Annotated in this window: 14 protein-coding genes; 9 read left to right on the top strand and 5 right to left on the bottom strand. The window is 70.0% G+C overall.

Going from position 1 to position 13709, the window contains the following annotated elements:
• Positions 1 to 123: 123 nt before the first annotated feature.
• The 9 genes from JOF36_RS23035 (at position 124) to JOF36_RS22995 (ending at position 10168) form a co-directional block, all read left to right on the top strand.
• On the top strand, positions 124 to 381 hold the full coding sequence (locus JOF36_RS23035; protein WP_210030705.1) for a sarcosine oxidase subunit delta: 258 nt from the start codon (positions 124 to 126) through the stop codon (positions 379 to 381).
• A complete protein-coding gene (locus tag JOF36_RS23030; RefSeq protein WP_210030704.1) occupies positions 381 to 3374 on the top strand; it encodes a 2Fe-2S iron-sulfur cluster-binding protein in 2994 nt (997 codons plus the stop codon). Before JOF36_RS23035 ends, JOF36_RS23030 begins: the two co-directional genes overlap by 1 nt.
• Positions 3367 to 4023 carry a sarcosine oxidase subunit gamma gene (locus JOF36_RS23025; RefSeq protein WP_210030703.1) on the top strand — a complete coding sequence of 219 codons (657 nt, stop codon included), beginning with the start codon at positions 3367 to 3369 and terminating at the stop codon, positions 4021 to 4023. The genes JOF36_RS23030 and JOF36_RS23025 overlap by 8 nt, the downstream gene beginning before the upstream one ends.
• Positions 4024 to 4045: 22 nt before the next feature.
• Positions 4046 to 4981 carry a formyltetrahydrofolate deformylase gene (gene purU / locus JOF36_RS23020; protein WP_210030701.1) on the top strand — a complete coding sequence of 312 codons (936 nt, stop codon included), beginning with the start codon at positions 4046 to 4048 and terminating at the stop codon, positions 4979 to 4981.
• A gap of 155 nt (positions 4982 to 5136) precedes the next feature.
• Positions 5137 to 5277, top strand: a complete 141-nt coding sequence (locus JOF36_RS23015) for a hypothetical protein (RefSeq protein ID WP_210030699.1) — start codon at positions 5137 to 5139, stop codon at positions 5275 to 5277.
• A 592-nt stretch (positions 5278 to 5869) separates the two neighbouring features.
• The gene (locus JOF36_RS23010; protein ID WP_210030697.1) at positions 5870 to 6319 is read left to right on the top strand and encodes an RrF2 family transcriptional regulator; all 450 of its coding nucleotides are present in this window, start codon (positions 5870 to 5872) and stop codon (positions 6317 to 6319) included.
• A 52-nt stretch (positions 6320 to 6371) separates the two neighbouring features.
• The gene (locus JOF36_RS23005; protein ID WP_210030695.1) at positions 6372 to 7697 is read left to right on the top strand and encodes an acyl-CoA dehydrogenase family protein; all 1326 of its coding nucleotides are present in this window, start codon (positions 6372 to 6374) and stop codon (positions 7695 to 7697) included.
• 35 nt (positions 7698 to 7732) lie between these two features.
• Positions 7733 to 8497, top strand: coding sequence for a LytTR family DNA-binding domain-containing protein (locus JOF36_RS23000; RefSeq protein WP_210030694.1), 765 nt, complete (start codon positions 7733 to 7735; stop codon positions 8495 to 8497).
• A 234-nt stretch (positions 8498 to 8731) separates the two neighbouring features.
• The gene (locus JOF36_RS22995; protein ID WP_245350948.1) at positions 8732 to 10168 is read left to right on the top strand and encodes an acyl-CoA dehydrogenase family protein; all 1437 of its coding nucleotides are present in this window, start codon (positions 8732 to 8734) and stop codon (positions 10166 to 10168) included.
• A gap of 78 nt (positions 10169 to 10246) precedes the next feature.
• Here the strand turns inward: JOF36_RS22995 and JOF36_RS22990 are convergent, their stop codons facing one another.
• The 5 genes from JOF36_RS22990 to JOF36_RS22970 all read right to left on the bottom strand — a co-directional run bounded on the left by JOF36_RS22990 (position 10247) and on the right by JOF36_RS22970 (position 13676).
• On the bottom strand, positions 10247 to 10756 hold the full coding sequence (locus JOF36_RS22990; protein ID WP_210030693.1) for a gamma carbonic anhydrase family protein: 510 nt from the start codon (positions 10754 to 10756) through the stop codon (positions 10247 to 10249).
• A 4-nt stretch (positions 10757 to 10760) separates the two neighbouring features.
• Positions 10761 to 11273, bottom strand: a complete 513-nt coding sequence (locus JOF36_RS22985; protein WP_210030691.1) for an O-acetyl-ADP-ribose deacetylase — start codon at positions 11271 to 11273, stop codon at positions 10761 to 10763.
• Complete coding sequence (locus JOF36_RS22980) at positions 11270 to 12043, bottom strand: 5-formyltetrahydrofolate cyclo-ligase (RefSeq protein WP_210030690.1); 774 nt, start codon at positions 12041 to 12043, stop codon at positions 11270 to 11272. The genes JOF36_RS22985 and JOF36_RS22980 overlap by 4 nt, the downstream gene beginning before the upstream one ends.
• A 26-nt stretch (positions 12044 to 12069) precedes the next feature.
• Entirely contained in the window at positions 12070 to 12558 is a 489-nt protein-coding gene (locus JOF36_RS22975) for an NUDIX hydrolase (RefSeq protein WP_307862543.1), read from the bottom strand.
• A 149-nt stretch (positions 12559 to 12707) separates the two neighbouring features.
• On the bottom strand, positions 12708 to 13676 hold the full coding sequence (locus JOF36_RS22970; protein ID WP_210030688.1) for a GlxA family transcriptional regulator: 969 nt from the start codon (positions 13674 to 13676) through the stop codon (positions 12708 to 12710).
• Positions 13677 to 13709: the final 33 nt, after the last annotated feature.

The following is a 13709-nucleotide window of genomic DNA, read 5'->3' as shown; positions in this document are numbered from 1 at the left end:
CCGACCCGACCGACTCGAGCGACTCGAGCGACCCGAGCGAGCCGACGGCCCGAGCGAGCGACCCGAGCGAGCCGACCGACTGTTTCCGGCTGCGTGCGCGGCTGTGGAGAGGTGAACACGTAGATGATGGTGCTGTCGTGCCCGTGGTGCGGGCCCCGCAATGTGACCGAGTTCCGTTATGGCGGTGAGCGTCGGGCGCGCCCGGAGGTGGAGACGGTGTCTGCGCAGCAGTGGCGCCGGTTCCTGTATGCGAAGTCGAACCCGCTCGGGACGGTGGCGGAGTCGTGGTATCACCGGGCGGGGTGCCGCCGGTATTTCGCCGTGGAGCGTGACACCGCCACCAACTCCCACCACGCCCACCGCGCCCAGGGGGCGACCTGATGACCGCGGCCACGACCACGACCACGACGGTCTCGGCGCGGCTGGCTCCGCAGCCCGGTGAGCTGATCGACCGCTCCCGGCTGCTGGAGTTCCGCTGGAACGGCAAACCGTGCACCGCGCACCCGGGGGACACGATCGCTTCGGCGTTGGCGGCGGCGGGGGAGCGGGTGTTGTCGCGTAGCTACAAGTACCACCGCCCGCGGGGGATCCAGACCGCGGATTTCCACGACCCGGGCTGCATGGTCCAGGTCGGTGACGAGCCGAACGTGCGCGGCGCGCATCGGTTGGTGGCCGAGGGGATGGAGGTGCGGTCGCAGAACACGTGGCCGTCGCTGAAGTATGACCTGAAGGCGGTCAACGGTCTGGTGGGCCGGTTTCTGGCGACCGGGTTCTACTACAAGACGTTCATCAAGCCCGAGCCGTTGTGGCCGATGTATGAGAAGGTCCTGCGCCAGTTCGTGCACGCCGGCACGGTGTCCGCGGAGCCGTCCGGGGCGGTGTTCGACAAGCGCTACGCCCACCCCGACGTCGTCGTCGCCGGCGGCGGCCCGGCCGGGATGGCCTCCGCCGTGGCCGCAGCCCGCGCCGGCGCCCAGGTGATGCTGGTCGAGGAAGAACACCAGCTCGGCGGGCACCTGCGCTGGGGGACCGCCGCCGATCTCGCGGCGTTGCGGGAGCTGCGCGCGCAGGTCGCGGCCGAGCCCGGTATCGAGGTCCTCACCAACTCGGTGGCACTCGCGCGCTATGACGACAACTGGATTCCGATCGTGCAGCGCGGGCTGCCGCACGTGTTCGAGCGGTTGATCAAGGCGCGGGCGCGGTCGTTCGTGGTCGCGCCGGGGTTGATCGAGCGCCCGTATGTGTTCGAGGGCAACGATCTGCCCGGGGTGATGCTCTCCACCGCGGTCCGGCGCCTGATCAACCTGTATGCGGTCCGCCCCGGGCAGCGGGCGGTGGTGATGAGCGCCAACGGCTCCGGGGATGCGGCGGTGGAGGACCTGCGGCGGGCCGGGGTGGAGATCGCCGCGGTCGTCGACGCCCGCCGCGGCGAACACGTGGTGCGCGCCGAGGGCCGGGGCGCGGTGCGTTCGGTGACACTGTCCGACGGTTCGCAGATCGCGTGTGACCTGCTGGTCACCGCGACCGGGTGGACCGCGCCGACGTCGTTGCTGAACATGGCCGGGGACCTACCGGTCTATGACCCCGGCTCGGCCCGCTTCGTCCCCGACCCGGCCGCGCTGCCGGACTCGGTGCTCGCGGCGGGCGGGGTCGTGGGGGACGGCTCGTCCGATGAGCTGGTGGCGCACGGCCGCGCGGTCGGGCAGGAAGCCGCGCGCCGCGCCGCGCACACCGCCGGCGTCACCCGCGCACAGCTCCCTACCCGCCCCGACCAGCAGGTCGGCGCCCCCGCCGATACCACCGCTACCGATGCCACCGCCACCGCCACGGTCGGTGCCGGGGCCGCCACGGCTACGGCCGCCACTGCCGGTGCCGCCGCCGGCGCCGACCTTGGGGCCGGTGAGGGGTACGGCCCGCGGCCGGTGCCGCCGTTGCGTCCGGCGCCGCATCCGGAGTTGTTCCGTAGCAGCACGCACGGGTTCGTGGATCTGTGTGAGGACGTGTCGTCGAAGGACATCGTCAGTGCGGTGAAGGAGGGCTACGACTCCGTCGAGCTCGTGAAGCGCTACACCACGGTCACGATGGGCCCGACGCAGGGCAAGCTGGAGACGGTCAACGCGGTCGCGGTGTTGGCCGAGGCGACCGGGCGCAGTATCGCCGAGACCGGCACGACGACGTGGCGCCCGATGTATGCGCCGGTGACGCTCGGTGCTCTGGCCGGGCGGGTCCCGGAGCCGGTGCGCCACTCCCCGATGCAGCCCTGGCACGAGCGTCACGACGCCGCGCCGTTGGTGGCCGGGCAGTGGATCCGCCCCGAGCACTACGGCGACCCCGCCGCGGAGGTGCGGGCGGTGCGTGAGCGGGTGGGGTTGATCGATGTCACCCCGATCGGGAAGCTGGACCTGCGCGGCCCGGACGTGGCGAAGCTGCTGAACCTGCTCTATGTCAACAAGTGGTCGAAACTGCCGGTGGGTGGGGTGCGCTACGGGGTGATGTGTGCCGACGACGGTGTGGTGATGGACGACGGCGTCACCGGCCGCCTCGGTGAGGATCACTACCTGATGTCGACGACGTCGTCGGGGGCGGCGACGGTGTGGGAGTGGGTCGAGGACTGGTTGCAGACCTCGCACCCGGACTGGCAGGTGCACGTCACCCCGGTCACCACCGCCTACGCGAGCATGAATTTGGCCGGGCCCCGCTCGCGGGAACTCCTGGCCCGGGTCACTGACGTGGATCTGGGCTCCGATGCGTTCGGCTACATGCAGGTCCGGACCGGGACCGTGGCCGGGGTCGCCGACTGTGTGCTGTGGCGGATCGGGTTCACCGGCGAACTCTCCTATGAGATCCATGTCCCGGCCTCCTACGGCCTCCACGTCTGGGAACACCTCATCGAGGCCGGCCACGATCTGGGGATCGCGGCGTTCGGGGTGGAGGCACAGCGGGTCCTGCGCCTGGAGAAGGGGCATTTCATCGTCGGTCAGGACACCGATGGGCTGTCCCAGGGCTACACCGCCGGCCTGGGCGGGTTGATCAAACTCGACAAGCCCGATTTCGTCGGTAAACCCGAACTCGTCTGGCAGCAGGAACACGGGGACTATCCGGTGTTGGTGGCGATCCAGCCCGAGGACAGCCGGGTCGTGCCGGCCGAGGCCAGTCAGATCGTGCGGGCGGACGGGCGGATCGCCGGGCGGATCACCTCGTCGCGGATGTCACCGACGCTGCGCCGTTCGATCTGCCTCGGGCAGGTCGATCCCGACCTCGCCGCGCCCGGCACCCGCCTCACCGTGCACCTACCCGACGGGGCCGATATCACCGCGCGGGTGATCGAAGGGCATGCGCATTTCGACCCGAAGGGAGAACGCCAACGTGCCTGACACCGTCGTGGCCCGGACCCCGATCACCGCAGCCGATCCTGTCGAGCGTGACGGATGGCAGATCAGTGCCCGGCGCAGCACCGCCGACCTCACCCTCACCGACGAGTCCGCCCGGGCCAAAGTCCTGGTCCGGGGCCCGTTCGGTGGGGCGCTGCGCGACATCGTCGGTGCCCGGTTCGGGCGGGCCGTGCGCACCGAACAGGCCGGACACCCCGTGCTCGCGGTCGGGTCCGGGCCGGGGGAATGGCTGGTCATCGGCCCACCCGCCACCGCCCGACCGCTGCGCGAACATCTCGAACATGCCGCACAGGCCACGGGTGAGTTCGTGTCGGTGCTGGACCTGACCCACGGCCGGGCCCTGATCCGGCTGCGCGGGCGGCGCAGCGCCGAGGTCCTGGCCAAGATCTGCGGTATCGACCTGCACCACGACTCCACACCGGCCGGCGCTGCGCTGCGCACCTCGGTCGCCGGCCTGGCCACCGACCTGATCCGCGACGACGACCCCGACACCCCCACACCGTCCTACCTGCTGCACTGCGAACGCTCCAGTGGCCAATACCTGTTCGACGTCCTGCTCGACGCCGGCGCCGAGTACGGCATCGACGTGACCGGGCCCGAGCACGGTCACTCACCGCTCCCGCGGAGCTGACGAACCGAATGCAGGAGATCTGATGAACGAGGCGAGGTCAGAGCTCTCCCGCGCCACCGTCGTGGCGCCGGACCGGCGGGACCAGTGGGCCCGGGATGGGGCCCTGCACGACCAGGGGCATCTGTTGATGTCCTGTCAGGACGGTCCGGGGATCGTGGCGTCGGTGACGGCGTTCCTGCAGGCCCGGGGTGCGAACATCGTGCAGGCGGATCAGAACTCCACCGATCACGAGGGTGGGAAGTTCTTCCAGCGGATCGTGTTCCACCTGCCCGGGTTCCTGGATCGGCTGCCCGCGCTGGAACGGGAGTTCGCGGCGGAGGTGGCCACCCGGCTGGGTATGGAGTTCCGGATGACGGCGGCGGAGATCCCGAAGCGGGTGGCGCTGTTCGTGTCGAAGTTCGACCACTGCCTGCTGGATCTGCTGTGGCGGTGGCGGCGTGGTGAGCTGCCGGTGGATGTCGTGCAGGTGGTGTCGAACCATCCGGATCTGGAGAAGGACGTGGCGGGGTTCGATGTCCCGTTCGCCCACATTCCGGTGTTCAAGGCGACCAAGGAGCAGGCCGAGCAGCAGCAGCTCGATCTGCTCGACGGGCGGGTCGATCTCGTCGTGCTGGCCCGGTACATGCAGGTGCTCAGCGGTGACTTCCTACACCGGGTGGGGGTTCCGGCGATCAACATCCATCATTCGTTCCTGCCCGCGTTCGCCGGTGCGGGGCCGTACGACCAGGCGAAGAAGCGTGGGGTCAAGCTCGTGGGGGCCACGGCGCACTACGTGACCGAGGATCTGGACGAGGGTCCGATCATCGAGCAGGACGTCGCGCGGATCACGCACCGTCAGTCGGTGCGGGAGATCGCCCGGCGCGGCGCCGATATCGAGCGGGTCGTGCTGGCGCGTGCGGTGGAGGCGCACTGTGACGACCGGGTACTGCTCAACGACACCACGACCATCGTCTTCTGAGAGGCGACAGCGGGCTCGTCGAGTACCCCGGCCGGTCAGCCGTTCGCATCGCGGCGCACCTTCCCGGCGACCAGCGACCAGCGACCAGCGCCTCGCGTCTGGCCTACACGACCCGCGCGTTTGCTCTCGCTCAGTGCCGGTGTCTGTTCGACGTGGTGACCGTCGACCTCCGGGCCCGTGACGACGGCCGCCAGCACGTCGTCACGACGTCCGGCCTGGTCGTGACCGGCTCCCGGTCGATCGATCTGCGCGGCAGCACCGACCACCCCGCGTTGCTCGTCACGCTCGACCCGTGACGGTGAGCCGACCACGTCTCGGGCCATAACCCGGCATGGAGCTTCACAGCGCTGCTGGTCGCGCTCTACGTCGTCAACTGGAGACGAGGCAGTGCTGGCGTCGGCCGCCCAGCCGCTCGCCGAGGAGCTCGGTCTCAGTGCCTCCCGTTGCCGGCGATCGGCTGGTCGCTCATGATGCTCCCGATCGTCCTGGCGTCGATGTTCTCCGTCGTGCTCACCTGGCTGCCGTCGTGCTTCGAGCTCGGTTCGGGTCAGAGCCGGGTGTAGGCCGGCATCGTGTTCGGGCTCCCGAGCACGGGGCGACGGCCGGTACCGCCGAACTGCTCCCGCTGGGTGCTGGTGATGCCGGCCATGACGTCCCGCCCAACGTGGGCGGCTGGGGCCCGCGCGAGGCGGCCGCGGCGGCGCTCGGCCGGGCCCGGTGCACGGTTGCTCCGCCTCCAGACTTCAAAGTAGTATCCCGCCTACCGATTCACGGTCACGGACGACGGTAACGGCTCGTGTCCCCGGGGCTCTGGGGTTGGTCCACTGCTTCGAGCGCCGGCCTGCCACAGGTCGGCCCGGCGCTCGCCTCATCGAGATGAGCTGGGCGATGAAGCACACGAACCACGCCGACTACGCCGTGCGTGTCCTGCTCTACCTGCGTGTCGCGGCGGACCGCCGTGGCTCGATCGGCGACATCGCCAGTGCCCATCGCATCTCCCGGAACCATCTGGACAAGGTCGTCCAGCGCATGGTGGCGGCCGGCCTCGTACAGACGAGCAGGGGCCGGGGTGGTGGCGTCCGGATGGTGCGCGACCCGGCGACCATCACGCTGGGCGACGTCATGCGGGCGATGGAGGACGACTTTGCCGTCGTCGAGTGCCTCGGGCCCGCACGGTTCTGCCGCGTGGCCGGGGTGTGTGGTGCCCGGAGTGTGTTCGCAGAGGCGTTGGACTCCTACTTCGCAGTTCTCGACGCCGCCACCGTCGATGACCTGGCCGCGAACGACGTGGGTCTGCGGGGCGCGCTCGGACTGATGACCCGCACCGACGCGTCCTGACGACGACGTCACCGGCACCGGCTCGGAGAGCCGGAAAGGAGCGGAGGATCGGATGTCGGTCGATTTCGAGTTGAGCAGCGCCCAGAAGAAGCTGAAGTACGACGTTCGTGAGTTCGCCCGCGAGGTGCTGCGACCGGCCGCGGAGCGGGCGGACCGTATCGATGACCCGCACGAGGCGTTCGTCGCCATGAAACCCGTGTTCGAGCAGGCGCACGCCATGGGGCTCGCCACCGACTTCCTGCCGGCGAAGTACGGCGGAGGCGGTGGCTCGATCATCGACCTCATGATCGCCACCGAGGAGCTCAGCGCGGTGGACGCGGGGTTCCCCACGATCCTGCTCGTGAACGGGCTCGCGCTGATGCCGCTGACCTGGTTCGGCACCCGGGAGCAGTGTGAGAAGTGGATCGGCCTGGCCACCGCGGAGACGAGCACGGACCATCTTGGTGGGTGGGTGGTCAGCGAGCGGGGCGGCACTGCGAACTTCGACCATCCCAGCCCCACCGCCGGGATCCAGCTCGTCGCCGATCACGACCGCGCGAACGGCGAGTACGTGCTCAACGGGGAGAAGCACTGGCCGTGCAACGCCGGTGGGTGGGACCTGCGGGGCGCTGACGCCAACCTGTGCATCGTGCGGACCGACCGCACGAAGGGGGGCAAGGAGGCCTTGAGCGCGATCGTCGTCGAACGGGGAACGCCGGGCATCGAGTACGAGGTCATCGACAAGATCGGTTTACGCACCTGTCAGAACGTCACGATGACATTCCGTGATGTCCGCGTACCGGAGGAGAACCTGTTTGCGGATGGTGACGGCGACCTCGTCATCAATCGGAACTTCACGTGGTCCGGGCCCCTGGCGGGCATCGCGGCGGTCGGTGTCGCCCGCGGCGCGTACGAGTTCGCCCTGAAATGGTCCAAAACCTACACCGGAGGTGGGTCCTCGCCGATCATCGGTCATCAGGCCGTCGGTCACCTGCTCGCCGAGATAGCAGCGAAGATCGAGTCAGGTCGTTACCTGTGTTGGAAGGCAGCCCACTACCTCGACAAATACGACAGCGAGGGGCATGCGCTCGGCGCGATGGCCAAGACATTCTGCGGAGACCTCATGCAGACCGTTGTCGTCGACTGCATGCGGATCGTCGGCGTCAACGCAGTCGACCGGAAATTCGGCATGGAGAAGTTCTATCGCGAGGCGATCGTCTTCCCACTGTACGACTCGGGAAGTCTCGGAATGCAACGGCGTAAGGCCTGGGGGGTGATGGCGGACCCGGGGTTCACCCCTGACATCTTCGTCGACGGCGATCCGTTCACCTACACCAAGTCGATGGAGGGTTACGGCGTCCTCGGCGGTGCACCCCCCGGTCCGTCACGGCACGGATGAGGTCTGGACAGTCGAGGGATGCAAAGGAGCATCGAATGCAGAGCGGCCTCTCGCACTCACGCTCGGGTGCTGTCACCGGCAGCGACACTCTCATCGTGATGCAGCAGTTCGAGGCGAGGGACGCCGGGCCCCCGCCCCGGCGCATCGCCCTCGACCTGGCGGGCAATCTGCTCGCCACGACCGACGATGTCCGGGGCCTGACCGGCGAACATTCTACAGGGCACGGGGAACACCAGTCGCCGTTCCACCGGATCGCACGGGAGTCGTTCGCGAATGCCCGGAATGACCCGTCCTGGCGTGGCGTGGCGGCCATCGGTCCGACGGCGGCCGGTCCCGAGACGTATCTGATCACCCCGGTGGCCGGATCGGCCGGACTTGTCGGATGGATCCTGTCGAGCACCGACGTGTCCGGGCACGACCCGGCCGCGCACACCATCGAGCCTCCGGAGACGGGCCGAGGGATTGCCGCCCGAGTCGCCGCGCTGGCCGGTGACTCCGTCCTGCTCCTGGACCCGAAGGAGATCCGGTTCGCCGAGGCAAGCCGTCACTCCGTCTGGCTCATCACCGACCACGGCCGTTTCCGGGCTGTGCAACGAGGGATGGACAACGCCCAGCGCGAGTTGGGCCGGCACGGATTCGTCCGTGTGCATCGGAGCTTTCTGGTCAACCCGGACCGCGTGCGCCGGGTCGACCACAAGGGGAACGGCCTGATCGCGTTGAGTACCGACTACCACCACGCGGAAGAGATCCCGGTGTCCAGGCGCTGGACGCGAACCGTGCGTCAGGCACTCGGGGTCTGACCCGCACCGGGCGTGGGGTGGCGCCCGGTGCGATCGCGGTGGCTCGCACCCCCGATGGTCCCGGTAGGAGACCTCGCAGTCGGTCGCCGCGACCGTTCGTGCCATCGCCGGCGACGTTCGTGCCGGGTTCGCTGCTCTCCGTTCGTACGTTCTTCATCCGGGGTGATCGGAGTGTGAGACTGGTCATGTTCCGGGAAGTCGTGTTCCCGGTCCCCGCTGGTTACCGAATTGCTGATGTTCGAGAAAGTGGTGTGTCAGATGGCGATCGATTTCACGCTCAGCGATGCGCAGAAGAAGGTTCAGCTGGATGCGCGCGATTTCGCGGAGAGCGTCCTGGCTCCCATTGTTCGGGGCGCCGACCGGGAGCCGGATCCGCTCACGGCGTTCCAGATGACGAAGCCCGCTTATATTGAGGCGTATCGACGCGGAATCGCCTTCTGCATGTTGCCGAAGGAGTACGGCGGTGGCGGGCTGACCAACGTCGAGCTGATTCTCGCGGCGGAGGAGATCTGCGCGGTCGATCCAGGTTTCGCGTGCACCGTTCTGGTCAACGGCCTCGGTCTTCTCCCGGTCTGGTACTGGGGCACCGAGGAACAGAAGGAGAAGGTTCTGGGTGCGGCGACGTCCGACCCGAGCGGCGAGTGGATCGTCGGTTACGGGGCGAGTGAGCCTGCCGGGACGCCGGGCGGTACGGCCAACTTCGACACGCCACTGCCCGCACCTGCGGGTATCGGCGTGACGGCCAGGCTCGACGGGGACCACTACGTGATCAACGGCCGGAAGTACTGGCCCTGCAACGTGGGCGGATGGGACGGCGCCGGCGCCAACACGAGCCTGTACGTCGTGCGCACGAATCCCGAGAAGGGTGGGACCGAGGGCCTCGCGGCCCTGCTCGTCGATCGCGGTACGCCCGGCGTCACGTTCTCCACGATCGACTCGTTCGGTCACCGACTCACGCCCAACTCCGAAGTCGTCTTCGACAATGCGCGGGTCCCCCGCGAGAATCTGGTGGAGGGGACGCAGGGGAACGGTGACCTACTGATCAACCGCAATTTTGCGTGGTCGGGCCCGGTCGCCGGAATCGCGGCGGTGGGCGTGGCCCGGGCGGCGTACGAGGCGGCACTGTCGTGGGCGAAGACCTACACCGCCGGCGGCCCGCACCCGATCATCCACCATCAGTACGTCGGCTACGTGCTCGGGGATGTGGCCGCGAAGATCGAGGCGAGCCGCTATTTCTGCTGGAAGGCGGCCCACTACATCGACCAGCACGACTACCATGGCGAATTGATCGGTGCGATGAACAAGGTCTTCTGCACCGAGTTGCTGTTCGACGCGGTCTACAAGTGTCTCCAGGTCGTCGGTGTGAACAGCGCGGACAAGAAGCACATGTTCGAGAAGTACCTGCGTGAAGCCGCGATCTTCCCGATCTACGACGGCGGGAACTTCGGCATGCAACGGCGCCGGGTGCACGGCGTGATGGCGAGTCCGGGGTTCGAACCCCGGGCGTTGATGAACGACGAGTACGTCGAGTTCACCAAGGATATGGAGACCATCGGCACTGTCTCGCCGCCGACCTCGGTCGGGACACAACGGATCGAGACCGTCCCACCGCCGACTCCGGCCGGGACGGATCGCGTCGGCACCGCCGCGCCGGCCCCTGTGGAGGCCTGATACGTGCTCAGGTAGTACGAGACCTTCCCGGCCCAGCCGGGCCGGGGAGGCCCCGGGAACACGGGACGTCCCGGCCGGTCAGCCGTTCGCGTCGCGGTGCAGGCCGAGCAGGTGGACGTAGCCGGCGGCGTTCAGCGGGATCGAATTCCGCTCGTCGTCGCTCAGCTCGCGGCGCACCTTCCCGGGGAGCCCGGCGACCAGCGACCCCGGTGGCACCTGGGTGCCCTGGGTGAGGACGGCGCCCGCGGCGATCAGCGAGCCCGTGCCGACGTGGACGCCGTTCATGATCACCGCGCCCATCCCGATCAGCACGTCGTCCTCGACGGTGCAGCCGTGCAGCACGGCGCGGTGGCCGATGGTGACGCCGTCGCCGATCGTCGCCGGGAACCCGGGGTCGGCGTGGATCACGGTGCCGTCCTGCACGTTGGTCCGGGCGCCGATCGTGATCGGTGCGAGATCGGCACGGACGACGCAGGTGTACCAGACACCGGACTCCGCGCCGATGCTCACCGCGCCGGCGACGACGGCGCCGGGCGCGACCCAGGCGTCGGGGTGGACGTCGGGGAAGCGGCCCTCGATGGTGATCATGTGATCACCCTACGGCGGCGTCGAACGCCGCCAGGACGTCGTCACTGAACAGCACGAACCGCACCTGCTCGACGGCCGTGTCCGCCCCGCGGACGGTCTCGACGGCGATCCGCGCGGCATCCGGGATCGGCCAGCCGTAGACGCCGGCGGAGATCGCGGGGAACGCGACGGTCCGCGCGCCGAGCTCGTCGGCGACCCGCAGCGACTCCCGGTAGGCGCTCGCGAGCTGCTCCGAACGGTCCTCGCTCTTCGCGTACACCGGGCCGACGGTGTGGATCACCCAGCGGGCCGGCAGGTTCCCGGCCGTGGTGGCGGCGGCCCGGCCGGTCGGCAGGCCTGCCGGGTAGGTGTCGGCGCGCAGCTGCTTGCACTCGGCGAGGATGTCCGGGCCGCCGCGGCGGTGGATCGCGCCGTCCACCCCGCCGCCGCCCAGCAGCGTCGAGTTGGCCGCGTTGACCACGGCGTCCACCTCGGCCTCGGTGATGTCCCCGCGCACCGCGACGATCTCGGGTGTCACTGTCCGGCCTCCTTCCGCAGCCTGCCCAGCAGCGGGATGGCCGCGATCTTCTCCTCGGTCAGCGATGCCCAGACGATGCCACCGTCCGGGCGGGTCCGCCGGTGCTCCCGGCAGTCGATCACCCGGTCCGGGGTGACGACGAGATCGACGGGAGCATCGTGCGACGCCCACGGGATGACGCCGGCGTCGCGCAGCTGCAGCTCGTGCACCGTGGTGACGACGAGCGTGTCGTCCGAGATCAGCCCGGCCTCCCGGGCGAGCGCGAACTCCAGGTCGGCGAAGCCGCCGCCCTTGCCGAGCCGGGCACCGTCCGCCCCGACGGCGACGCAGCCGGTGACGACCAGGTCGACCGGTTCCAGCTCGTCCACCGCGACGCGGCGGGCCGACCGGGTCGCGTTCGAGATCGACACCGCCCGGCGCGGCGGGTCGGCGAGGTGATCGGGGTCGAGGAGGAAGAACGGGTCGTCCTCGGCCAGCCTGGGCACGGCCATGTAAACGGTCTTGCCGTCCTCGAGTGCGTACTGCCGGACCGGGAGCTGCGCGGAGTCCGGGTTGGACTTGACGGTGCGGGCGGCGCGCCAGACGTCCAGCTCGCGCAGCCGCCGGCCCGCGGCCTCGGCCCCGACGAAGTTGGAGATGCGGTTGCGGGCGCCGGGGAAACGGGCGGCCTTCTGCTCGGTCAGCGCGGTCCAGACCTCGTCGCGCAGCTCGGCCTTGCGGGCGAGCGTCTCCGGATCGCCCCCGGCGTCGTGGTCGTGGCGGCGGCTCATGGCCGCGACTCTGCCAGGTCCGGTGGTCAGTGCGTGCGCAGTGCCTCGGTCAGCCGGTCGAGGAGGGGCAGCTGGCCCTTGACGATCTTCTCCCGGGCGGTGGGGAGGTCGAACCACTCGGCGCGGTCGAGCTCGGGGAAGCGCAGCCTGCGCCCGGACCGGGGCGGCCACTCGATCTCGACCCAGCTGCCGTCGTCGGCGCGGTGCGCGACGGCCTCGGCACCGGTGAATCCCGTGCCGTCGAGCGCGAACGCCGTGACGGTCTTGCCGGACCCGCGCACCGAGCCCAGGTCGACCGGCTCGCCGTCGGGCGCCGGGACACCCATCTCCTCGGTGAACTCGCGGCGGGCCGCGTCCAGCGGGGTCTCCTCGGCGCCGTGCTCGCCCTTGGGGATCGACCAGGCGTGGGCGTCCTTGCGGGCCCAGAACGGACCGCCCATGTGGCCGAGCAGCACCTGCACCCCGGACGGCCCGGGGCGGTGCAACAGCAGTCCGGCACTGGTCACGGGAGGCACGCCCGGATCCTCCCAGACCCTCCCGCCCGGGTGATCACCCGTTGTGGAGTGCAGCGTTCGCGTCGCGTTCGCTGCGCTCCCCAACCGGTGATCTCAGGAAGCGACTGCCCGGCCCCGTGCCTGATCAGCGGCGGGTGCCGGACAGATGCTTACTCCCTCGTGGCGTGGTGGCGGCGGTAGTCGCGGGGGCCGAGTCCGGTGGCGGCCTGGAGGTGGGTGCGCAGCGTGGTGCCGGTTCCGAGACCGGCCAGGCGTGCGATGCGCTCGACGGGCAGGTCGGTGGTCTCCAGGAGGCGCCGGGCGTGGGCGATGCGCTGTGCGACGACCCAGGCCAGAGGTGTGACGCCGAGTTCGGAGCGGAAGCGGCGGTGGAGCGCGGCGCGACTCAGGCCGGCGTGGGCGGCGAGGGTCGCGACGTCCAGGCGCTGGTCGAGGCGCTCGCTCGCCCACTCGAGCACCCGGGCGAGCGGGTCGCTGCGAGGGCTGCGGGCCAGCGGGGTCTCGATGAACTGCCGCTGCCCGCCGGGGCGGTGCGCGGCGAAGACCCGGCGACGGGCGACGGCCGCGGCGGTCTGCGCCCCGTGGTCGCGGGCGACGATGTGGAGGGCGAGATCGAGCGCGGAGGCGCTGCCGGCGGCGGTGAGGACGTCACCGTCGTCGACGAACAGCACGTCCGGTCGCAGGTCGACCTCGGGGTGAGCGGCACGGAAGCGGTCGATCCACTGCCAGTGCACGGTGGCCGAGCGGCCGTCGAGCAGGCCGGCTTCGGCGAGGGTGAACGCGCCGCTGCACATCCCGACCATCCGGGCGCCGCGGGCGTGTGCGCGGCGCAGCGCCTCCAGCACCCGGGGCGGGTGCGGACGGTCGGTGTCGGGCCGGTTGGGCACGATCACCGTGTCGACGTCGTCGAGCAGCTCCAGTCCGGCGGTGCCGGTCATCACGAAGAACGCCTGCCGCATCGTCGTGCGCGGTTGCGGTGCGCAGAACCGCAGGTCGTAGAGCAGCCCGCCGACCTCGGGGCGGTCGATACCGAGTACCTCGGTCATGCAGGCGAGCTCGAACGGGTTCGACCCGTCGTCGACCAGGACGCCGATCCGGTGCGACGATTCTTGCGACACCTGCTATTCGTCGCACTCACCGGTCCGGTCGGT

Origin of the sequence: Pseudonocardia parietis (genome assembly GCF_017876315.1) — a bacterium.
Classification (GTDB): domain Bacteria; phylum Actinomycetota; class Actinomycetes; order Mycobacteriales; family Pseudonocardiaceae; genus Pseudonocardia; species Pseudonocardia parietis.
Note: the sequence above shows the minus strand (reverse complement) of the source record. Positions and strands in the feature narration are given on the sequence as shown.